Raw genomic sequence first — 22,504 nt, 5'->3', positions numbered from 1 at the left:
AGATGAGAATAACGGAATTATTGAAAAAAGAAAGCATCGAGCTCGGTGTAAAAGTCTCTGGCAAGGAAGAGGCCATTGATAAGCTGATTGGTCTGATGGCGGCCGGCGGAAGGCTGAACGACAAAGCCGGCTATAAAGAAGGCATTCTGGCCCGCGAGGCGCTGGGAAGCACTGCGGTAGGGGAGGGGATCGCGATTCCTCACGCCAAGGTGGCCGCGGTTAAGGAACCGGGACTGGCAGCCATGGTGGTGCCTGATGGCGTGGATTACGAAGCGTTTGACGGTTCGCTGGCCAATTTAATCTTCATGATTGCGGCGCCTGAGGGCGAAGCGGATGTTCATCTGGAAGCGCTGTCCCGTCTGTCCACGCTTCTTATGGATCCCGACTTTAAGAATGATTTGATCCATGCGGAGTCAAAAGAAGAATTTTTACAGCTGATCGACGACAAGGAATCCGAGCGCTATGAGAAGAAAGTGCGGAAAGAGGAGAAAAAAGCGGAGTATGCGGCGCCTAAGGTCCAGGAGCCTTTAAAGAGCGCAGCCGGATACCGTGTCCTTGCAGTGACCGCGTGTCCTACCGGCATCGCCCACACCTTTATGGCGGCTGAGAATCTGGAGCAGCTGGGAAAGAAGCTTGGCATTCCTGTCAAATCGGAGACTAACGGAGCCGAGGGTGCGGCCAACGTTCTGACAAAGGAAGAGATCGCCGCTGCCGACGGAATCATCATCGCGGCAGACAAGAATGTGGATATGGCCCGTTTCGATGGTAAACACGTAGTGAAGGCCTCTGTCTCCGACGGAATTCAAAAAGGTGAGGAACTGATTAAAAAGGCTGTGAGCGGCGAAGCTCCTGTCTACCACCATACAGGTGCCGCTGCTTCAGAGGAGGGCGGAGAGAGCGAGGGTATCGGCCACACCATTTATAAGCATCTGATGAACGGCGTCTCTCATATGCTTCCGTTCGTGATCGGCGGCGGACTTTTAATCGCTCTGGCCTTCCTGTTCGATGATTATTCCATCAATCCGGCTAATTTCGGTAAAAATACACCGATAGCGGCCTATTTAAAGACGATCGGCGAGCAGGCATTTGGTATGATGCTTCCGGTTTTGGCCGGTTATATCGCCATGAGTATCGCGGACCGTCCCGGTCTGGCGGTCGGTTTCGTAGGTGGTATGGTGGCAAAGATGGGAGCCACGTTTATGAATCCCGCAGGCGGGGACGTGAACTCAGGATTTTTAGGCGCGCTTCTGGCTGGTTTTATCGGCGGTTATATTGTTGTCCTGTTAAAGAAAGTATTTAAAAAGCTTCCGAAATCTCTGGAAGGCATCAAACCGGTTCTCTTATATCCGCTGCTGGGCATTTTCCTGGTCGCGGTGGCAACAACATTTATCAATCCGTTCGTCGGTGCGATCAATGACGGTCTGACCCATTTCTTAAACGGCATGGGCGGCACCAGCAAGGTGATCCTCGGAGCCGTTGTCGGCGGCATGATGTCCGTAGATATGGGCGGCCCGGTCAATAAGGCGGCATACGTGTTCGGCACGGCGCAGCTGGCGGAAGGAAACTTCGATATTATGGCCGCAGTTATGGCGGGCGGCATGGTTCCTCCCATTGCGATCGCATTGTGCAGCACATTCTTTAAAAAGAAATTTACGGAAAAGGAACGCCAGTCCGGTCTGGTAAACTATATCATGGGCCTGTCCTTTATATCCGAGGGCGCCATACCGTTTGCGGCATCAGATCCGCTGCGCGTGATTCCGTCCTGTATCATCGGTTCGGCCGTGGCAGGCGGGCTTTCCATGGCACTGAACTGCACGCTGCGCGCACCTCACGGCGGTATCTTTGTACTTCCGACGATCGGAAATCCGTTCGGCTATCTTGCCGCGGTTGTGATCGGATCGGTGGTCGGCTGTGTGATACTGGCGGCGCTTAAGAAGAATAAGGCTGGAGAAGAATAAGCCTGGTAAAAAATCGAAAAGGGAAAGATCAGTTGGGGAAAATACTGGTTTTTCCCTTTTCCCGTGCCATTTTGCCGGCAGGATGGTATAATTGACAGAAAAAGAGAGAAAACGGTTCTTTCACATCAGGAGGGAATCGTGTGGGAAGGCAGGAGGAAGATGGCTGAATTCGAAGAAAACGGAAGCATAATCAGATATGCGAGGCTGGAATGCCTTATGGTCGGAGGAACGGGATCAGAGGTGATGAAGCAGTACGGGAGCGGGTCCATTTGCAGCTTAAAGCAGTCCATCACAGGCAGTCCTTACTGGTTTTTCTGGTGGGATTAGGCGGAGAAAGGAAATGAGAGAATGCTAACAATAAAGCGAGTGAGCCTGGATATCCCGAGGGGACGCCGGATTCTGGCGGTCAGCGATATCCACGGCCATGTTCATTTTTTGAAAAAAGTGCTGGAAAAGGCGGGGTTCTGTGAGGATGACGAGCTGATAATCGATGGTGATATCATTGAAAAGGGACCGTATTCCTTAGAAACGCTCCGTTATGTCATGGAGCTTGATAAAAAAACTAACGTCCATGTGATTTCGGGGAATGTGGATTCATGGCAGCTGGAGCTGATTGGAAGCTGCGAACCAGAGCGGACAAGGGCACTGGCGGAATTTATCCGAACGGCAAAGAAACGATGGGGAGGAAGTCTTTTTCTGGATTTCTGTGAGGAAATGGGGATCGGGCATCCGCAGTCGGAAGCGGAGACAGCTGCTGCCAGGGAAAAGGTGATAGTCCACGGGCAGGCGGAACTGAAATTTTTATCAGAGCTGCCTTCCATTGTGGAAGCGGGCAATTTTATCTTTGTTCACAGCGGCCTTCCTGAGCGGTGGGAAGAGATGGATGGGCAGGAGGCCACTCCGGTTCTGAAGTTCGATGACTTTCGAAACAGGGGCGGAAGCTTCGACCGGTGCGTGGTGGCAGGCCATTGGCCTGTCTGTCTTTACCGCCATGAGGTGGCGGAATTCAACCCGTTTTTTGACCGGAACAAGAATATCATCAGCATCGACGGGGGCTGCGGACTGAAGCGGGATGGACAGCTTAACTGCCTGATCATTCCGGAGGCAGAGGGGACCATGGAAGAAGTCAGCTGGACCTCCTACGGGGGATTTCCGGAAATGACGGCTGTCGACAGCCAGCAGGAGAGGAAGGCCCGGATATCGGTCCAGTACACGGACAACCGTGTGGAACTTCTGCCGGGGCAGAGTCCGGGTGCGGGGCTGGTGCGCCTTCGCCACCTGACCACGGATACCGTGCTTGTCGTACCGGAAGACTATTTATATGAGCGGGATGGGACGCTCCGGTGTGACGATTTCTGCGACTATCATATGGAAGTAAAGGCAGGAGAGCGGGTGGAACTGGTGGAAACTGGCGCCATGGGAAGCCTCATTAAGAAGAACGGGGTCAGCAGCTGGTACCACGGAAGGCTGAAGCCGGTATAGAATAGGGGAGTAAACAATATGAGAGAAGCTGGTAAGAATCAAAGGGAAGGCGAAACCACGATCGATGAAACCACGATCAACGAAAACAGGGTACTGTCCGGCGCTCCTGTGATGGAAAGGGAGGTAACCGCACTTCTGGAAGAGATATCCTCGTGCCCGGAAACGGCAGCGGTGGCGGTTGGCGGCTCCAGGGCCACGGGAAAGGCCGACAAGAAGTCGGATTACGATATCTATGTGTATGTGGAAATGGAGATATCAAAAGAGCGGCGCAAGAGTATACTGGAAAAGTACTGCGGCGTCATGGAGATTGGGAATCACTATTGGGAGTCAGAGGACAACTGCACGCTGAACAATGGTGTGGACATCGATATTATTTATCGGAAGCTTCAGGATTTCGAGGGAGATGTGGCAGCGGTTGTGGAGCAGAACCGGGCTTCCAACGGCTATACTACCTGTATGTGGCATAATCTTGCCACGTGCAGGATCCTGTATGACAGGGGCGGAGCACTGGAAGCTATGAAGAAGCGCTTTGATGTCCCTTATCCGGAGGCGTTGAGGGCTGAAATCATTCGGAAGAACAGAGCCCTGCTAAGCGGCGTACTCCCGTCTTACGATGCACAGATACGGAAGGCAGCGTCCAGGAGAGACCTTGTCAGCATCAATCACAGGACAACGGAATTTCTGGCCAGCTACTTCGATATTATTTTTGCCATGAACAGGCAGACCCATCCGGGGGAGAAACGGCTGGTGAGTCTCTGCAAAGACAGATGCGAAAATTTGCCGGACCGGTTTGAGGAAAATCTGAACCATTTATTTTCCGTTATGTACGATCCTGATGGGGCTGTCAATGATGTGATCGCCTGTATGTTGATAGAACTGGACCAGGCTTTGCTGAAGGCAGAAAATGGGAAGACGTATATATAGACCACAGACGAATCCGGGAAATTTAAAAATCCCGGGCGGCGCTGAATGCATGCCCGGGATTATACGTTCCTGTGTTCTTTCTGGTGTGTTCCATCTATTTTTAATTAAGAGGTGAATTCCTTCATTTCTTCGATCTCTTTTTCCTGAGCACCGATGATGTTCTGGGCGAGAGTCCTGATCTCCTCGTAATTGGTGTACTCGAGGATGGATTTGGCCATGTCAACCGCCATCTGGTGATGCATGATCATGCCCTCGGCAAACGCATGATCGAGGCTGTCGGTGCCTGACTTACTCATGGAATGGTCATGCTCCAGCATCTTGTCGTATTCGTCCAAATAGGCGCTTTCCTGGTCTGCATCGTTGTGGCCTTCCGCCTCATACTTTTTGATCAGATCCTTCATCTGCTGAATCTCTTCTGTCTGAGTGGTTTTGATGTTTTCGGCCAGTTTTTTCAGCTTTTCATTGCTTCCGCCGTATTCGAGGTAGCTGTCGGCCATTTCGATGGCGGACTCATGATGAGGAATCATGCCGTTTAAAAAGTCGATGGATGCATTTCCTGTCTTGGGAATGTTCTCCATGTCATGCATCATGTCCATCATGATCTCATCCTGGCGCTGTAAGTAGCGGTTGGTGTCGTCGTCAGAGGCTGCGTCACTGCCGCCGTGACCGCTATGGTCCATACTGTTTTTACTTTCCGCCGAACCGGACGATTGTTCCGCGGTCTGGCTGCTGCTTTCCATCTCCGCCGGTGCGGGCGGAATCGGCGCCTTTTTTCTGCTTCCGGCCGCGGCAAAGGCGGCTATTGCAAGGATAACGATGGCGGCAATGATTCCAGTCGCCCAGTATTTCATATTTTTGTTCATAATCCCATTTCCTCCATTTCTTATCGGTAATCTTAGTATGAGGTAGTGATGGAAGGTTTATGCACGATGGAAAATCTAATCTTGTGCAGGAATGGATGGTCTGGTAAAATAAGGATAAAAAGGAGGCGTCTTCTATGCGGACCGAACAGGAAATGTATACAATGATAATCGATACGGCAAAGGCGGACGGCCGCATTCTCGCCGTTTATATGAATGGATCCCGGGTGAATCCGGAGGCGGAAAGGGATATTTTTCAGGATTATGATATCGCTTTCGTCGTGAAGGAGACGGAAAGCTTTCGGAAGGACAGAACGTGGATCGACCGGTTTGGAGACCGCCTTTACATGCAGTATCCGGAGGAGAACGACGAGTTTCCCTCGGATGTGGAAAACTGCTACGGCTGGCTCATGCAGTTTGCGGATGGAAACCGCCTCGACCTTCATGTACAGACGCTTTCCTACTCCCTGCAGATGATGGAGGAGGACCGGATGTTCCGGATTTTGTATGATAAGGCGGGCTGTCTGGCTGAAGCCCCGGAACCGACGGCGGAGCAATACCGGGTGAAACGGCCGGAGGAGAGCCAGTTTCTCTTTGTATGCAATGAATTCTGGTGGTGCCTGAACAATGCAGCGAAGGGACTGTGGAGAAAAGAGGTGCCGTATGCGCAGGACATTGTGAATCTCCATGTGCGCCCCCAGCTCATTACGCTTCTGTCCTGGAAGGCCGGGATTCAGACGAATTTTACCTGCAGTGCGGGGAAATCCGGAAAGTATCTGAACCGCAGCTTATCACAGGAGGACTGGGACCGGCTGATCCGGACGTACGCGGGCGGCAGGCTGGACGAGATGTGGGAGGCAGCCGATGCCATGTGCGTGCTGTTTCATGAGACAGCCCTGGCGGTGGCAGAACAGCTGGGATTTCGGTACGATGTGAAGGAAGCGGAGGCGAGCCTGGGGTTTTTCCGCCATGTTAAGGGACTGCCGGAGGATGCGAAAGAGGTTTTGTGAGTTTGTAAGTTTTATAGGATTACAAGTGATTTTTCCGCTGCTGAATAAGGATTTTGTCTGATCTGAAATTATAATCAGAGCGGAAAATCTTTCTGCTTTATAACTTTGATATAATGTTCACGATATCAAAGAATCGTTTTATATTTCTTGCAATTTCTACCCATATATGGTAATCTGTTACATACAATCAACAGTGTTGCTGGTTTATTCAAATGATTCAAAATATTTTCGCATATTCTTAGTAACGGCATATCGCCGGAGTAATTCCAAAAAGTAAAATTTAATATAGTAAGTTATAACGGCAGATTGCGTAAAATTGGCTCCTGTACTTGTATTTTACACAGTATTTTTATATAATCATACTGAAGGCCCCATAGCCTCTCTGCGTTGTAAAAGAAACAGGAGGTGTGCATATGGGGAAAAGAGATATAACATTAGCCAGGTATTTTGAAGACGAGGACCGGTATGCGGATTTGATTAATGGTTTTGTGTTTCGTGGCGAACCAGTCATATCCGGCGAGAATATTTTAGATAAAAATACTCGGATAACAGGGATTCTCGGAAATCTTAAAAAGCAGTTTGCAGTTCAAAAATATCGAGATGCAGTAAAAAGAGTTGTTCTTGGAGTGAATTTTGTAGTAATAGCGTTGGAACATCAGGATCAGATTCACTACAGTATGCCAGTGCGTGTAATGCTTGAGGACGCAGCCGGATATGATGAGCAGATGAGGAGAATCCAGAAGAAGAACCAAAAGGTTAAGGGACTGGATAAGGGGGAGTTTCTTGGCAGTTTCAGGAAGGAAGACAGGTTAAACGCTGTTTTTACCATTGTTCTGTACTATGGTGAGAAAACATGGGATGGTGCAAAGGACCTTTATTCGCTTATTAATTTCGATGAAGTTCCGGAAATGCTGAAAGATCTGTTTAACAATTATCGTCTTCATATTCTGGAGGTCAGACGTTTTAAAGATATCGACCAGTTTAACACTGATTTGAGGGAAGTATTCGGATTTATTGGCTTTTCCGGAGATAAAACTGCGGTACGTAATTATGTCGCAGAAAATCAGGACAGCTTTGAACACCTGAGCGAAGATGCCTATGATGTAATTGCTGTCATGGCTCATTCGAAAGAACTGGAAGACGTAAAGGAAAGGTACAGAGAGAAAGGCGGGAAGATTAATATGTGTGAAGCCATACGGGGAATGATTGAAGACGGCAGACTTGAGGGTAAACTTGAGGGAAGGCGTGAAGGTGAATTAAAGGCAAAGCAGATTGTTGCCAGAAATATGTATTTACGTGGAATGTCAGAGGAGGATACAGCCGGCCTGTGTGAGGAAGACATAGAATTGGTAAGACAATGGTTCCGTAAGTGGAGAAAACAGGACACGCGGTAACGCAGAGGATTAAATTTGTCATTAAGGAGACATAAATTATGAAAACATATAATTGGGGAATCATAGGAACAGGATTAATTGCGCGGGAGATGGCGTCGGCCCTGACTGCGTGCCGCGGCGCCGTCTATGGTGTCTGCGGAACGAGCAGAGAGAAGGCGGAGCACTTTGCGGCGGAGAACAGGGTTTTTCACGCGTTCGCGGACGCAGATGCACTGCTTTCGGATGAAAATGTGGATATTGTATACATAGCAACGCCTCACAACATGCATTTTGAATTCATCAGGCGGTCGGTCCTGGCTGGAAAACATGTTCTCTGTGAGAAGGCCATTACGGTGTCGTCCGCGGAGATGGAGCAAGCGGCTGCACTGGCTGAGGAAAAGGGCGTGGTGGTTATGGAGGCCATGACGATTTTCCATATGCCTCTCTATAAAAAGCTTAAGGAGATCGTAGCTTCGGGGGCGATCGGGCCGGTGAAGACGATTTCCGTCAATTTTGGAAGTTGTAAGCCCTACGATGTGACCAGCCGGTTCTTTTGTAAAGACCTGGCCGGGGGAGCGCTTCTCGATATCGGAACGTACGCCGTGTCCTTTGCTAGGTATTTTCTGGATGAGAGACCGGATACCGTTCTGTCAGCCGTGAAGCGTTTCGAGACCGGAGTGGACGAACAGTCCGGAATCGTGTTCATGGGCGAGAACGGGCAGATGGCGGTTATCGCGCTCTCCATGAGGGCCAAGCAGCCAAAACGCGGCGTGGTAGCCGGAGAACTGGGATATATCGAGGTCACGGAGTATCCGAGAGCGGACCGGGCTGCCATCGTCTATACGGCAGACGGACGGAGAGAGGAGATCGCCTGCGGCGACAGCAGGAAGGCGCTGGAATACGAGGTGGAGGATATGGAAAAAGCCGTATCAGGGCACCTTGTGTCAGAGAGCATGGCCCTTTCCAGGGATGTTATGTGGCTTTTAAGCGGTGTGCAGAAGCAGTGGGAAGAGCGGGATGAACAGGCTGGAACACAGAAGTAAGGGCAGAATATGGAGGACAAAATAATGTATCAGTGCTGTATTTTTGATTTGGATGGAACGATTATCAATACACTGCATTCTTTAAAGAAGACGGTGAATGAGACGATAAAACAGTTTGGCTACGGCCCTATTGATGAGTATCACGTCAGGTATTTCGTAGGAGACGGTTATAAGAAGCTGGTGGAACGGACGCTGGTTTACTGTGGGGATACAGAGCTTACGCACTACGAGGAAGCGCTGACGGTCTATGACGAGATGTTTAAGAAATACTGCTTATATCAGATGGAACCGTATGCAGGGATACCGGAATTTTTAAAGATGCTGAAGGAAAAGGGAATCAGGATCGCGGTGGTGACAAACAAAGCCCATGACCGCGCCGTCGAGTGTGTTGAGACCGTCTATGGTCCTGGCTTTTTCGATAAGATAACCGGGGAGGGAAAGGGCATGAAGTGTAAGCCGGACCCTGAGGGCGTCCTTAAGACGGCGGAGGAATTCCATGTGAAGCCGTCGGAATGCCTCTACTTTGGAGATACGAACACCGACATGAAGACGGGAATCAACGCAGGCATGGACACCGTGGGTGTTCTGTGGGGATTCCGGGACAGGGCAGAGCTGGAAGCATTTAAGCCGAAATACATCATCAGCCATCCGGATGAAATCAGATCACTGTTTAACGAAACAAACGAGAATTCTCCCGCCTCTGTGGGGGAAAGATGAAACAAATAAACAATGAATAAAATTAAAAAAAGACAGGAAACTAAAGAGAGATGCTCTGAGCTGAAAGAGAGGTCTCTCTTTTTTCTGCCCTTTACCGGGTGTCGTGCTCCGGTGCAGGACGCCTGGCCAGCCGGCTCAGAAACGATATTTTACGGGATAACTCATCAATCCAAGGAGGAAACATGGCAAAGCACTGGAAATGGGGATTTGTGATACTGGCCGCTGTATGGGCCGCACTTTTCGGAAACATGCTGGGGTATGCCTGGAATGTGACGCATCAGGAGGAGCCAATACCTGAGGTGCCAATGGAACAGATCCAGAATACGAATATAAGCGAGGTGGCCCAGGAGACGATGGACCGGTTCTGGACGGTGGCCGTGTTTGGGGTGGATTCCAGGGAGGGAAAGCTTGGAAAAGGCACGCGGTCCGATATGGAGATGGTATTAAATATCAATCTGGAGACCGGAGAAATCCGAATGGTGTCGGTTTACCGGGACACCTACGTAAAGATTGATGAAAAGAATAAATACGATAAGATCAATCAGGCCTATTTTGAAGGCGGTCCGGCTCAGGCTATTTGGGCGCTGAGCGAAAATATGGACTTAAATATCGACGATTACGTTTCCTTCAGCTGGAAGGCCGTGGCAGATGCGATTAACCTGTTAGGAGGGATCGACGTGGAGATCAGTCCGGAGGAGTTTAAGGTCATCAATGGCTTTATTACAGAGACCGTGGAGTCCACAGGAGTCGGTTCCCACCATTTGAAGAAGCCGGGAATGAACCATTTGGATGGGGTGCAGGCCGTAGCGTATGCAAGGCTGCGGAAGATGGATACGGATTTTATGAGGACAAAACGGCAGCGGCTGGTGGCGGAGCTGGTGCTGGAGAAGTTAAAGCAGGCCGATTTGGGAACAGTGCGTCAGCTGGCATTTTCCATACTCCCTTCCGTGTCTTCCAGCGTGGGGATGAAGGATATTCTCTCTCTGGCGGGCACTGTGTCGAAATTCCATTTAACGGAGACCGAGGGCTTCCCATTTGAACTGAAGGATGCACTGGTGGGAAAGAAGGACTGCGTCATACCGGTCACTCTGAGAGACAATGTAATCCGTCTTCATCAGTTTTTATTTGACGAGGAGGACTATGTGCCGTCGAAACAGGTGGAGGAGATCAGTGAGCAGATCGAGCTTCACACCAGAAAAAGGTAAGTGCTCAGCCTCCGCTTCCGCAAAACCATAAAAAGTAAAAAAACACTTGAAAAAACAGTTAGCATATGCTAATCTATATGAAGTTAGCAATAACTAACTTGCGGCTTTCAAAAATCTGGATAGATAAAATAAGTTTACTCCGGGGATAATGAGAAAGCGGAAGGAGTGAAACGGATGTCAACAGACGCAATTATGTCATATATTTCAGAGTGCAGCCACGCAGGAAGGCTGGAGTTTCAGGTTTCCATCCAGTGCGCCCCCGTATTAAAGGGAATTAAGGCGTCTAATCTTGTGACCATGGCAAAGGGATCACTGCAAACCGTAAGAAGCGCCCTTGCAGGCACAGAAATTACTGCGGTCATGCTGGCAGCCGGCGACAGGACAGAGGTTCTGTTTCTGTACCGCTTCCCCATGCTGAAAGCACTTCTGGCAAATAAGGAAATCAGAAAATTTTTAAAATCCTGCGGATATGTACAGTTTGATCTGGCTTCCATTCTCATGGGATTAAAACGCAAATATACCGCGTATCTGGCCGGCAGCGGAGAATTTCCGCACGAACTGGGCGTTCTGCTGGAATATCCGGTCGAGGATGTCAAGGATTTTATCCGTTACAACGGAGAGAAATTCCTGTTTACCGGTTACTGGAAAGTATATCACAATCCTGCGCAGGCCAGGCTTAAATTTACCCGGTATGACCGGGCGAGAGAGGCCGCCATGCAGCAGATCATAAATGGAAGCCGCCTGTATGAAGTGGCGGTAAGAAAAGGAGAATAAAACATGAGCGATATTTATGTAGTATATTTTAGTTCAACAGGAAATACAGAGGAAATGGCAAAGCACGTTGCAGACGGAATCGAGAGAAAGGGTGGAAACCCGATACTTACAGAGATTGGAAGCGCAGATCCGGATCACTTAAAGGAGGCTTCCGCCTTTGCACTCGGCTGTCCTGCCTGCGGCGCAGAGGAGTTAGATGAGAGCATGGAGTCCTTAATCGAGGAGATATCCGGTTCTCTGGAAGGCAAGCACGTCGGGCTGTTCGGCTCCTACGGATGGGGCGGCGGCGACTGGATGCGCGAGTGGGAGAAGCGCATGGCGGAGCGCGGCGCGAAGATCGTCGGCGGTGAGGGCGTCATCGCTCTGGAATCCCCGGACGGAGACGCGGAGAAGCAGCTTAAGAACCTGGGAGAAGCGCTGGCGGAGCTTGGCGCTCAGGCTTAACCTGAGATTAAGATTAATAGTTGGCCGGCAGGAATCGTTTCATATAATTCCTGCCGGCCATTCTTTTAGGAGCATTTGGCAGTGCTTCCTACGGTGTATTTGGCCCCAGCACTACGAATGACTGCGGTTCCAGAACGATTTGTCCGTTCTCCCATCTGCCGCTGCCGATGGAGTAGATGGCAGACTTCTGACCGTCAGAAGGTACCGTGACCGTCTCGCCGGACGGATTGACCGCAACGGTCAGTGCGCCGCGGCGGTATACGAAGGGCATCGCTCCCTTTTTGGCATAGAGCGGCTCGAATACCGCGTCGGCCTGTAAATCTGCCTGATCATGGCGCAGGGCCAGCAGGGCTTTAACGGTGTGGAGCAGGGAATCCGGATTGGATTCCTGATTTTCCACGGTGGGCGCGTCGGAGGCTTCATCAACTGGGAGATAGAGGCTGTCTTTATCCGCATCGGAGAAGCCCGCATTTTTTCCGCTGTTCCACTGCATCGGTGTGCGGGAACCGGTTCGGAAGTAGCCGCCTTCCTTTGTCGCCAGCTCTAAATAGCGCATTCCGATCTCATCGCCGTAATAGAGATAGGGAACGCCCGGCATGGTAAAAATGAACGCAAAGGCCAGCTTCAGCTCGGTCTCATCCAGATTATAGCGGGGACGGAGTGTGTCGTGATTGCAGGTCAAAAGACAGAAGTAACCGTCCTCTTTCGAAGCTTCATATTTGGGCAGGTAATCGTCTAAGAACCTTGTAATATCTCCGTGGCTGTCCTTTTTGAAGAAGCTGTGGTCCTCCTGGCTCTCATAGTCGCGCATCAGGGTGCTGTAACCATTGCCGCGTCCATTTAAGAAGAAATCCATGTGGAAGCCTGCCTTCAGCGCGAGCCGTGGATTGCCCCATTCGGAAACCATGGCGGCTTCCGGATAGTCGCTGTCCAGCATTTCCCTGACATCTCGCCAGATGGCACAGGTGCCGGTCTTTTCCTCATCGTCGTTCTTCACCAGGGAGGCAGCCATGTCCACACGGAAACCGTCACACCCCCGGTCGAGCCAGAAACGCATGACATCCTTCATGGCCTCTCTGGTGGCGGCACAGTCCGGATGATCGGTGGGGAGCTGCCACGGCTCCTTCGGATCTAAGAAGCCGTAGTTTAAGGCCGGCTGGCATTTGAAAAAGTTGAGTACATAGACGCCGCTGCGTTCACTCTCTCCGCCGATATACGGAAAGCCCTTGGCGCCCTCGAAACAGTGATTGGTCCAGATGTAGCGGTTGGAGTATTCGTTGGTCTCCGCCTTCTGGCTCATGGTAAACCACTCGTGTTCCTCGGAGGTGTGGCCGGGAACGAGGTCCAGCAGCACGCGTATCCCCCTTTTGTGGGCCTCCTCAAACAGATGGTACAGATCTTCGTTGGTTCCGTAGCGGGGGGCTGTCTTCTTATAATCCCGTACATCGTAGCCCGCGTCCTTAAAGGGGGAGTCGAAACAGGGATTGATCCAAAGGGCATTGCAGCCCAAGTCCCTTATGTAGTCCAGCTTCCCGGTGATTCCCTGAAAATCACCGATCCCATCCCCGTTGGTATCCTGAAATGACTGGGGATAAATTTCGTAAAATACTGCGTCTTTTAACCATTGCGGCATGACCATTTCCTCCTTTTAATGTAACAGTTCAGATGGCTCATTCATAATTCCTGTCAACGATGCTATTGACATCTGCTATATTAATAATATACTATAAAAAAGAAAGAAAATCTTGCAAAATAATACCGGATAGTAACACAATTCTATGATAATGGGGAGGATAAATGGAAATGGAGAGAACGGGGCTTAAGACTGGGAGCACAGGCGGGCGGATGCCGGACTATAAAGAGAAGACAAATCACGGGGATGCGCTGATGCCGGTCCGCTATTACCACTGTTCCGTGCCGAATTCGTACAGAAATCTCTCCCTGCACTGGCATGAGGAGATGGAGATCACCCTGATCCGGTCGGGGGCCATCTATTACGATATCGATTTTGAGACATTTTCGGTAGAGGAAGGGGATCTGCTTCTGATTTCTCCTCACATGCTCCATTCTGCCCATGAGATGCCGGGGAAGGACATGGTGTCGGACAGCCTCGTGTTTCATCTCGACTTCCTGGGCTACCAGGTTCCGGATGCCTGTACCCTGAAGTTCTTAAACCCGGTCCAGTCCGGGAAGCTGCGTTTCCTTCCGGTCGTGAAGCCGGGGACAGCTGGCTATGAGGAGATGAAGGCGTGTTTTGTCCTTCTTTTAAAATGCTTTAATGAGAAGCAGTATGGGTACGAGCTGTACACGAAGGAACTGCTCATGCGGTTTTTCCGCCTGCTGTACCAGTACGGATGTGCGGCGAAGCACGAGGGAAGTAACGGAGAATCCGGCGCCGAGGAGAAGTTAAAAGAGGTTCTTTCGTATATTCAGTCAAATTACAGGGAAACGTTATCCATAGAGGAGCTGGCATCGGTCTGCCATTTCAGCCAGACTCATTTTATGAATTTCTTTAAGCGGTATGCAGGCATGACCTGCATAGAGTATATCAACCATTACCGGATCACCAGGGCGGCGGCCGATTTGGTGGAGACGGAACGGCAGGTGATGGATATTGCGCTGGAAAATGGCTTCCGGAACATTTCTTATTTTAATAAGGTATTTAAGGAACGGTTTGGAGTGACGCCGGGGAGCTACCGGAAAAACAGCCTGGAAAACCTTTCCCTGTCCTGTAAAATGTGATATACTATGCAGATGGAATCAGATTGGAGACGTAATGAATGAAGAAAAATAGAAGAATCCCGCGGAAGTTCTGCATCGGAACCGTGATTCTGGCTATGATTTTAACGGGATGTGCCGGGCGGCAGATTCCCTCAGCGGAGCCGGAAGCAGAGGGCGGGAAGCTGAATGTGGTGACAACGCTGTTTCCTTACTACGATTTTACCAGGCAGATTGCCGGTGAGCATATTAACCTGACCATGGTGGTTCCGGCAGGCATGGACAGCCATTCCTTCGAGCCGACGCCGGCCGACATGATCACGATTCAGAACGCCGATGTGCTGATCTGCAACGGCGGAGCCATGGAACACTGGCTGGAGCGGGTCCTATCGGCGGTCGATACCTCCCACATGGCGGTCATGACGGGGATGGATTACGTGGATACCGTTCAGGAGGAGATTGTGGAAGGCATGGAAGAGGAGGCGCATGGCCACGACCACGACCATAGCGTTGACCACGACCACAGCCACGATGACCTTTACAGCCATGATCTGTATGACGACGACGGCCATGGAGAAGAGATCGAATACGACGAACATATCTGGACCTCGCCTGTGAACGCCATGAAGCTGGTGAAGGGCATCGAAGAGACCCTGGCTTTAGCAGATCCCGGGAACCGGGCGGCCTATGAAGCGAATGCGGAGAGCTATCTGTTGAAGCTTGAGAAGCTGGATCAGGAGTTTCGTGACGTGACAGCCAATGAAAAGAGGAACATGATAATCGTGGGGGATAAGTTCCCTTACCGTTATTTTGCGGATGAGTATGGTTTGCGCTACAGGGCTGCATTTTCCGGATGCAGTACGGATACGGAGCCAAGCGCCAAAACCATCGCTTACCTCATCGATAAGATGAAGACAGAACAGATTCCGGTCATCTACTATCCGGAGCTGACCAGCCACCGGGTGGCGGAGATCATCTCCGAGGAAACGGGCGCAGAACCGCTCTTACTGCATTCCTGTCACAATGTGACCAGGAGGGAATTTGACAGCGGTGTGACCTACTTAGACTTAATGGAACAGAATGTGATTAATTTGAAAAAAGGACTGGAATAAATGAATTCATTGATACAATGCAGCCATGCGGATTTCGGCTATGAAAACCAGGATGCCGTGGTGGACGTTACCATGGAGGTGAATCCCGGTGATTACGTCTGCATCGTCGGAGAGAACGGTTCCGGAAAGAGCACCCTGATGAAGGGAATGCTGGGACTCTTAAAGCCGACGAAAGGCACCATATCCGTGTCGGATGAACTGAAAAAGAGCGGGATCGGTTATCTCCCGCAGCAGACGGCGGCGCAGAAGGATTTCCCGGCTACGGTCGGGGAGGTCGTACTGTCCGGCTGTTTGAGCAGGCGCGGAAACAAGCCTTTCTATTCAGGAAAGGAAAAGGCGCTGGCGGAAAAGAACATGGAGCGGCTGGGAATCGCAGAGCTGGCAGGCCAGTGCTACCGCGACTTATCGGGCGGACAGCAGCAGCGGACCCTGATTGCCCGGGCCCTGTGCGCCACGGACAAGCTGCTGATCCTGGATGAGCCGATTACGGGCCTGGACCCTTCGGCAATCCTGGAATTTTACGAGATTATCCGAAAATTGAATCAAAAAGAGGGCGTGGCGATCTTAATGGTATCCCACGATATTACAAATGTGGTGAAGCAGGCGAAAAAGATTCTTCATTTAAAGAGAGAGGTGCTGTTCTACGGCGCGACGGAGGAGTATTTGAAGAGCAGCGCGGGCCACATTTATCTGGGAGGTGAGCTTTGATGGAAATGGTGAGTGAGATGCTTTCATACCCGTTCCTCGTCAGGGCCTTAGTGGGCGGAATTCTCGTCTCGCTCTGCGCGTCTCTTCTGGGTGTGAGCCTTGTGCTGAAACGGTATTCCATGATTGGGGACGGTCTGTCCCACGTGTCCTTCGGCGCGCTCTCCATCGCGGTAGCGGCCGGATGGTCCCCCTTAAAGGTATCCATCCCCGTGGTGGTTCTGGCGGCGTTCTTCCTTTTAAGGATCACGGAGCACGGGAAGATCAAGAGTGACGCGGCCATCGCCATGATATCGGCGGCGGCCCTTGCCATCGGTATTATCGTCACCTCCATGACGACCGGTATGACGACCGATGTGAGCAGCTACATGTTCGGAAGTATTCTTGCCATGAGCAGGACGGATGTCAGCTTAAGCGTGATCTTAAGCGTCGTGGTTCTGGGGCTGTTTCTGATCTGTTACAATAAGATTTTTGCAGTGACCTTTGATGAGAATTTCGCCAGAGCCACGGGCGTGAACGTCTCGTGGTACAATGTGCTCATTGCGATTCTGACGGCGATCACCATCGTCCTTGGAATGCGGATGATGGGAGCGATGCTGATTTCCAGCCTGATTATCTTTCCGGCGCTCACCTCCATGCGGCTCTTTAAGAGCTTCCGCGGCGTGGTGCTGTCCTCCGGCGTGCTGGGCGTGGTGTGCTTCTGTATCGGCATGGTGATGTCCTACCGGTTCTCCACACCGGCGGGAGCCAGCGTCGTTGTCGTCAATCTGGCGGCATTTCTGCTCTTTACAGGGGCAGAGTGGGCGCTCAAATTCCGAACCGGCGGAAAAAAGCCGGAATTAAGTGAAAATACGGAAGCAGAAAGGCAGTAGCAGCAAGATGGATGAGAAAAAATTAATTCATGCCCGGCGCCATGTGAGCCAGACACAGTTTATTGCATATGGATTTTTCTGCATTATCATAACGGGAACACTTCTTCTCATGCTTCCCTTTGCCAGCCGCGACGGACAGTCGGAGCCATTTTTAAACTGTCTGTTTACGGCTACCAGCGCGTCCTGCGTGACGGGCCTTGTGGTGGCGGATACCTGGAGCCAGTGGTCCTTATTTGGCCAGCTTGTCATACTGACCATGATTCAGATCGGCGGTCTGGGTTTTATCACGGTGGGCGTCTTCATCTCCATCGTTCTCCGCCGTAAGATCGGCCTGAAGGAGCGCGGACTCATGATGGAGAGCGTCAATACCCTGCAGATCGGCGGGGTGGTGCGCCTGGCGAAGAAGATTATCATCGGCACTTGTATCTTTGAGGGAACGGGCGCGGTGCTTCTGGCAATCCGCTTTATCCCCCAGTTTGGTTTCTTACGGGGACTGTTCTACGGTATTTTCCATTCCATATCGGCCTTCTGCAACGCGGGCTTCGACCTGATGGGAGGGCAGACACCGTACAGCTCTTTTGTAGCCTATTACGATGACTGGCTGGTGAATCTGGTCATCATGTCCCTTATTATTATCGGTGGTATCGGCTTTATCGTCTGGGATGATTTAAGCCGGAATAAGCTGCATTTCCGAAAATATATGCTTCAGACGAAGATTGTACTCGTCACCACCGCGATCCTGGTCTTCGGCGGAGGACTGCTGTTTTATCTGCTGGAGAGGAATCATCTTCTGGTGGGAATGAATACCAGCGGAAAGATCCTGACCTCCTTATTCAGCTCAGTGACGGCCAGAACGGCCGGCTTCAACACGACGGACACGGCGGCCTTAACCGATGGAAGCAAGCTGCTGACCATCATCCTGATGTTCATCGGAGGAAGCCCTGGCTCCACTGCCGGCGGCATCAAGACGACGACCCTGGTGGTCCTTCTCTTGTGCGTACATTCCAATATCAAGCAGACGTACGGGATCAATATCTTCGGCCGGAGGCTGGAGAACGACGCGGTCAAGCGTGCCGGAACGATTCTGACGATCAACCTTTTGCTGGCAGTCACGGCGTCGCTGGCCATCATGGCGATACAGCCGCTGGGATTTTCCGATATCCTGTTTGAGACGTTTTCCGCTATCGGTACGGTCGGAATGACCACGGGAATCACGAGAGCGCTCCATCCGGTATCGCGCTGCATCATCATTCTTCTGATGTACTGCGGCAGAATCGGAAGCCTTTCCTTTGCCCTGGCCTTTGTCCAGTCCAAGAGAAAGCCCCATGTACAGCAGCCTGCGGAGGCGATCAATATCGGGTAAGCCCGCAGCCGGTGCCTGTAAGTGAAGAGATCATGTATTCAATTCGCCTCGGCGAATTGGTGCGAGCGCCCGTCATGCCCCGCATGACATCATACACTGGGGCGCTCTGCACATCCGCCGGAGGCTTTAATATTCAGAAGTGGATTGCACCACCACTGAATAAAGATTGCTATAACCCGCCACCTTAGAGGTGAGGGAATCTGCTTATGAATGTTGAAATAATATGCTGCGAAGCAAAGGAGAATATCATATGAAATCAATTTTAATCATAGGAATGGGACGGTTTGGCCACCATCTCTGCGAAAATCTCGCCATGCTGGGAAATGACGTTATGGTGGTGGATCAGAAGGAAGAGGTATTAGAGGACCTGCTTCCCATCGTGACCAGCGCCAAGATCGGAGACTGTACCAACGAGGCGGTTTTACGAAGCCTGGGAATCGCCAACTTCGACATCTGTTTCGTCTGTATCGGAACGAATTTCCAGAGCAGTCTGGAGATCACCAGCCTTGTAAAGGAGCTGGGCGGCCGCCGTGTCATCAGCAAGGCGAACCGCGACATTCACGCCAAGTTCCTTCTCAGAAACGGCGCGGACGAGGTCATCTATCCGGACCGTGACATTGCAGAAAAGATGGCGGTCCGCTACAGCGCCAACCACGTATTTGACTACATTGAACTGACGCAGGAATACTCCATCTACGAGATCCCGCCTCTTCCGGAATGGATCCACAAGACCATCCGCGAGGCCGATATCCGCAACCGTTACCACATCAGCGTCCTGGGCATCAAACGCGAGGGAAAAGCCCAGCTTATGCCCCCGGCCGACTATGTCATTCAGGCGCAGGAGCATCTGATGGTAATTGGAAAAAAGGTGGATATTGACAATATCCTGGAAAAGATGAAATGATGTGCTCAAAGTTCGGGTAAATAATATCGCCGTCCCACCGGTCAGCTTCTGGTGGGGCGGCGTTTTTTGGTTTCACAGGTAGGTTCATCCTATGAAATAAAAACCCTCCGGGGGATGTGCCGGACTCTTTATTCTGTAACAGGAACCTTTGCTATAAGAATTTTAAGTTGCTGGACTGACCCTCGGTGGTGTAGGTGGCCATATTTTTCACATATTTGCCGGGGGAGACTCCCATGATTTTATGGAACACCTTGACGAAATGGGAGTAATCATTAAATCCGCATTCGTAACAGGCGTCTGTGATGGAGGCACCCTGTTTTAAGAGGATTCCGGCGTGCTGGATGCGGCGTGCGATGATGTAGTTCCACAGGGAGGTTCCGGTATAGTTCTTGAATATATGACTCAGACGGGAACCGCTGATATTCAGTGCGGCGGCGATCGTCTGTATGGATATATCATGGGTCAGATTGTTATTGACATAGCTCAGGGCCTGTCGGATTATCTCGGGGGATACGTCTCCCGCAGAGGCGGATTCAAAACGGATGGCCTCATTCGCGCAGAGGAGAATCCAGGAGAGACAGGACCGGATTCGGATATCATACCCGAATTCTTTTTTGTTTAAGCTGTTGATAATGGTATCCACACACGCTTCGTATTGCTGAAGCTGTCTGCTGTCCAGATGGCAGGGAGGGTCCGGAGTGAAATTCTGAAAACAGGCGAAGAGATCTGTTTCCGGGGTTGACAGGGAGGCGGCAAAGCTTTCTTCGAAATGGACAGGCATACGCTCATAGGGCGTCTCATCGCTGATGAACAGGCCGTGTATGTCATTCGGACAAATGAAAATCAGATCGCCGGGCATAAGGCGGAAGGTGACATCATTAATAAAATAGTCTACATTACCGCTTTTAAACAGCAGAAGCTCGTATGCGTTGTTGTGCATATGCAGGGTACGATCCTGCTTCTGGCAGGTGCGGTGATGGGAAATCAGCAGCTGGTTGATGGATTGTGTGGTGATTTCAAACATTGGAAGCTCTCCTTTCTGACGATATGCGCAGCATGATATGACATAAATATAGCATAAAAAACAATATTATGAAAAGAAAATTATGATATGATAAGTCATATGGTTAATATACACAAAAAAAGAAAGATGAAAGTGAAAAAGATGGACATAATAATGAACTCAAGAAATGATATGGTTCAGCTGTTTCTGGATTTTATAAGGCCGCTGAAAGCATTTTACAGTCCGAAGAGGGCATTTCTTCATGTGGGGAATACAGGGGCCCATTACGGTGAAAAGTCAGCCAGGATGGAAGGCTGGGCCAGGGTGCTCTGGGGATTGGGGCCGCTCTGGTCAGCGGATAACTCCGGGCTTCCCGCAGAACAGCAGGAGGAGATAAGGGAGTGGCTTGTACTCTATCGGAACGGTATCATCCATGGAACGGATCCCGGGGACAGCGAGTACTGGGCCGACATATTTGATTATGATCAGAAGATGGTGGAGGTGGCGGCGCTCGTATTTTCGATAACGGTCAACCGCAGGGAGCTGTGGGACGCGCTGACTGACGGCCAGAAGGACAACCTGTACCGGTGGCTGAGACAGATGAATGACTACGACATGCCGAAGAATAACTGGAGGTATTTCAGAATTCTCACGAATATGACTTTTCGGCTGCTGGGGCTGGAGTGGCGGGAAGATAGAATGGAGGAGGATTTTGCGCTGATCGAAGGCTCCTATACCGGCGATGGCTGGTATTACGACGGCAATCCGGGCCAGGTCGATTATTATGTGGCATTCGCGATCCACTATTACGGACTGATCTACGCGGAACATATGGAGGCGCTGGAGCCTGAGAGGTGCCGGATCCTTAAGGAACGCAGTACGAAGTTCTTTGATGATTTTGTCTACTGGTTTGCGAATAATGGGGAAGAGATTCCTTTTGGAAGGAGCCTGACCTACCGTTTTGCGCACAGCGGCCTGTTCGGAGCGATGGCCTACGCCAGACTCGATGTGGATTACGGCGTGCTTAAGAATCTGGTTTTAAGGAATATCGAGGTGTGGATGCGGCGTCCCATTTTCGATAACACGGGGATTTTGAGCATTGGGTACGGATATCCGAATCTTTTGATGAGTGAGAATTACAATGGATGCGGTTCCCCCTACTGGTGCAATAAGGCGTTTATCGTGCTCGGACTGAATGAGAACCATCCATTCTGGACGGCTGAGCCCAAGGCGTACCCTTATGAACCGGTGAAATATTTAAAGCACCCGCACATGATTGTTACCCATGATGACAACGATCACGTGCTGGCTTACGTGACGGGGCAGCATTTGGCGCTGGATCACGGCAGGGGCGCGGAAAAATACGAGAAATTCGTATATTCCAACCAGTTTGGCTTCAGTGTTGCGAGAGGGACCAGCCTGGAACAGGGGGCATTTGACAATACTCTGGCATTTTCCGTAAAGGGAGAGAACCGCTACTGCATGAGATACGGTCAGACAGACTTTAATTCGGATGAGGAAAAGCTTTCTGCAAAATACAGCCCGATGACCGGTGTGGAGGTAATAAGCACAGTGGTTCCCTGCTCCCCCTGGCATGTGCGGATTCACCAGATTACCAACTGCGTACCGGTAACGGCAGCAGACGGAGGTTTTTCCATTGCTCAGGAGCGGTGCTTTGAAGTGACGGAGGGAGCCGGGACGGGCAGACTGAAAGCGGAGAATATCGAAATCACGGAAGATTCTGCATTTGTAAGGGCTTCGTGGGGAGTAAGCGGAATTGTGGCCGAAACTGAGGGGACGGCAAAGCTTGTGACGCCGTTTCCGAATACCAATTTATTCTATAATCTCACGGTTATTCCAACCGTGACAGCGGAACTGGAACCGGGCAGCCATTTACTGATTACCAGTGTGTTCGCAGACCGCTTCGCCAGTGCCGGGGAAATGGCCGGGCAGAAGCCTTTCGTGAGTGTGGAAGAGGGAAGTGTTACGATTGCATACAGAGGCAGGACAGTGACTGTCCCCCTTTTATGACATAAG

At 50.9% G+C, this 22,504-nt stretch carries 21 protein-coding genes; 18 read left to right on the top strand and 3 right to left on the bottom strand.

Features of this window, described 5'->3' with window-relative positions:
* The first annotated feature begins 2 nt into the window (after nt 1-2).
* The 4 genes from M1L66_RS20610 to M1L66_RS20595 all read left to right on the top strand — a co-directional run bounded on the left by M1L66_RS20610 (nt 3) and on the right by M1L66_RS20595 (nt 4,364).
* Nucleotides 3-1,958, top strand: coding sequence for a PTS fructose transporter subunit IIABC (locus tag M1L66_RS20610; protein ID WP_187019102.1), 1,956 nt, complete (start codon nt 3-5; stop codon nt 1,956-1,958).
* A gap of 159 nt (nt 1,959-2,117) precedes the next feature.
* Nucleotides 2,118-2,285: a hypothetical protein gene (locus M1L66_RS20605; RefSeq protein ID WP_434687909.1), complete on the top strand. Its 168-nt coding sequence runs from the start codon at nt 2,118-2,120 to the stop codon at nt 2,283-2,285.
* 21 nt (nt 2,286-2,306) lie between these two features.
* On the top strand, nt 2,307-3,440 hold the full coding sequence (locus M1L66_RS20600) for a metallophosphoesterase (protein ID WP_434687907.1): 1,134 nt from the start codon (nt 2,307-2,309) through the stop codon (nt 3,438-3,440).
* 18 nt (nt 3,441-3,458) lie between these two features.
* Entirely contained in the window at nt 3,459-4,364 is a 906-nt protein-coding gene (locus M1L66_RS20595) for a nucleotidyltransferase domain-containing protein (protein ID WP_434687905.1), read from the top strand.
* A 104-nt stretch (nt 4,365-4,468) separates the two neighbouring features.
* Here the strand turns inward: M1L66_RS20595 and M1L66_RS20590 are convergent, their stop codons facing one another.
* Nucleotides 4,469-5,227, bottom strand: coding sequence for a DUF305 domain-containing protein (locus tag M1L66_RS20590; RefSeq protein ID WP_434687903.1), 759 nt, complete (start codon nt 5,225-5,227; stop codon nt 4,469-4,471).
* Between the two features lie 134 nt (nt 5,228-5,361).
* Between M1L66_RS20590 and M1L66_RS20585 the strand changes: the two genes are divergently transcribed.
* From M1L66_RS20585 to M1L66_RS20555, 7 genes are all read left to right on the top strand, one after another.
* Nucleotides 5,362-6,234 (top strand): aminoglycoside 6-adenylyltransferase, encoded by an 873-nt coding sequence (locus tag M1L66_RS20585; protein ID WP_187019111.1) that lies wholly within the window; start codon nt 5,362-5,364, stop codon nt 6,232-6,234.
* Nucleotides 6,235-6,707: 473 nt separating this feature from the next.
* On the top strand, nt 6,708-7,628 hold the full coding sequence (locus M1L66_RS20580; protein ID WP_434687901.1) for a transposase: 921 nt from the start codon (nt 6,708-6,710) through the stop codon (nt 7,626-7,628).
* A 38-nt stretch (nt 7,629-7,666) separates the two neighbouring features.
* On the top strand, nt 7,667-8,650 hold the full coding sequence (locus tag M1L66_RS20575) for a Gfo/Idh/MocA family protein (RefSeq protein ID WP_434687899.1): 984 nt from the start codon (nt 7,667-7,669) through the stop codon (nt 8,648-8,650).
* Nucleotides 8,651-8,674: 24 nt separating this feature from the next.
* Nucleotides 8,675-9,367, top strand: a complete 693-nt coding sequence (locus M1L66_RS20570; RefSeq protein ID WP_434687897.1) for an HAD family hydrolase — start codon at nt 8,675-8,677, stop codon at nt 9,365-9,367.
* Between the two features lie 182 nt (nt 9,368-9,549).
* Nucleotides 9,550-10,572, top strand: a complete 1,023-nt coding sequence (locus M1L66_RS20565) for an LCP family protein (RefSeq protein ID WP_187019116.1) — start codon at nt 9,550-9,552, stop codon at nt 10,570-10,572.
* Between the two features lie 174 nt (nt 10,573-10,746).
* Nucleotides 10,747-11,346 (top strand): DUF3793 family protein, encoded by a 600-nt coding sequence (locus tag M1L66_RS20560; RefSeq protein WP_055657052.1) that lies wholly within the window; start codon nt 10,747-10,749, stop codon nt 11,344-11,346.
* Nucleotides 11,347-11,349: 3 nt separating this feature from the next.
* Nucleotides 11,350-11,790, top strand: coding sequence for a flavodoxin (locus M1L66_RS20555; RefSeq protein ID WP_002603445.1), 441 nt, complete (start codon nt 11,350-11,352; stop codon nt 11,788-11,790).
* 88 nt (nt 11,791-11,878) lie between these two features.
* On the opposite strand, the gene M1L66_RS20550 is transcribed toward M1L66_RS20555, so the two are convergent.
* Nucleotides 11,879-13,423, bottom strand: a complete 1,545-nt coding sequence (locus M1L66_RS20550) for an alpha-amylase family glycosyl hydrolase (protein WP_434687894.1) — start codon at nt 13,421-13,423, stop codon at nt 11,879-11,881.
* Nucleotides 13,424-13,587: 164 nt separating this feature from the next.
* On the opposite strand from M1L66_RS20550, the gene M1L66_RS20545 reads away from it, so the two are divergent.
* The 6 genes from M1L66_RS20545 to M1L66_RS20520 all read left to right on the top strand — a co-directional run bounded on the left by M1L66_RS20545 (nt 13,588) and on the right by M1L66_RS20520 (nt 19,464).
* The gene (locus M1L66_RS20545) at nt 13,588-14,532 is read left to right on the top strand and encodes a helix-turn-helix transcriptional regulator (RefSeq protein ID WP_243007847.1); all 945 of its coding nucleotides are present in this window, start codon (nt 13,588-13,590) and stop codon (nt 14,530-14,532) included.
* 38 nt (nt 14,533-14,570) lie between these two features.
* The gene (locus M1L66_RS20540) at nt 14,571-15,620 is read left to right on the top strand and encodes a metal ABC transporter substrate-binding protein (RefSeq protein WP_002603448.1); all 1,050 of its coding nucleotides are present in this window, start codon (nt 14,571-14,573) and stop codon (nt 15,618-15,620) included.
* Nucleotides 15,621-16,328: a metal ABC transporter ATP-binding protein gene (locus M1L66_RS20535; RefSeq protein WP_187019119.1), complete on the top strand. Its 708-nt coding sequence runs from the start codon at nt 15,621-15,623 to the stop codon at nt 16,326-16,328.
* Nucleotides 16,328-17,197, top strand: a complete 870-nt coding sequence (locus tag M1L66_RS20530) for a metal ABC transporter permease (RefSeq protein WP_187019120.1) — start codon at nt 16,328-16,330, stop codon at nt 17,195-17,197. Before M1L66_RS20535 ends, M1L66_RS20530 begins: the two co-directional genes overlap by 1 nt.
* Before the next feature lie 7 nt (nt 17,198-17,204).
* Nucleotides 17,205-18,560 (top strand): TrkH family potassium uptake protein, encoded by a 1,356-nt coding sequence (locus M1L66_RS20525; RefSeq protein WP_055657067.1) that lies wholly within the window; start codon nt 17,205-17,207, stop codon nt 18,558-18,560.
* A 250-nt stretch (nt 18,561-18,810) separates the two neighbouring features.
* Entirely contained in the window at nt 18,811-19,464 is a 654-nt protein-coding gene (locus M1L66_RS20520) for a potassium channel family protein (protein ID WP_055657071.1), read from the top strand.
* A gap of 151 nt (nt 19,465-19,615) precedes the next feature.
* On the opposite strand, the gene M1L66_RS20515 is transcribed toward M1L66_RS20520, so the two are convergent.
* Complete coding sequence (locus tag M1L66_RS20515; protein WP_434687890.1) at nt 19,616-20,488, bottom strand: AraC family transcriptional regulator; 873 nt, start codon at nt 20,486-20,488, stop codon at nt 19,616-19,618.
* 153 nt (nt 20,489-20,641) lie between these two features.
* Between M1L66_RS20515 and M1L66_RS20510 the strand changes: the two genes are divergently transcribed.
* Nucleotides 20,642-22,498: a DUF2264 domain-containing protein gene (locus M1L66_RS20510; protein WP_434687888.1), complete on the top strand. Its 1,857-nt coding sequence runs from the start codon at nt 20,642-20,644 to the stop codon at nt 22,496-22,498.
* The last annotated feature ends 6 nt before the right edge of the window (nt 22,499-22,504 follow it).

Source organism: Hungatella sp. SB206 (assembly GCF_051132295.1).
Classification (GTDB): Bacteria; Bacillota; Clostridia; order Lachnospirales; family Lachnospiraceae; genus Hungatella; species Hungatella effluvii.
The sequence above is the reverse complement of the archived record's forward strand: the minus strand, read 5'-3'. Positions and strand labels throughout refer to the sequence as shown.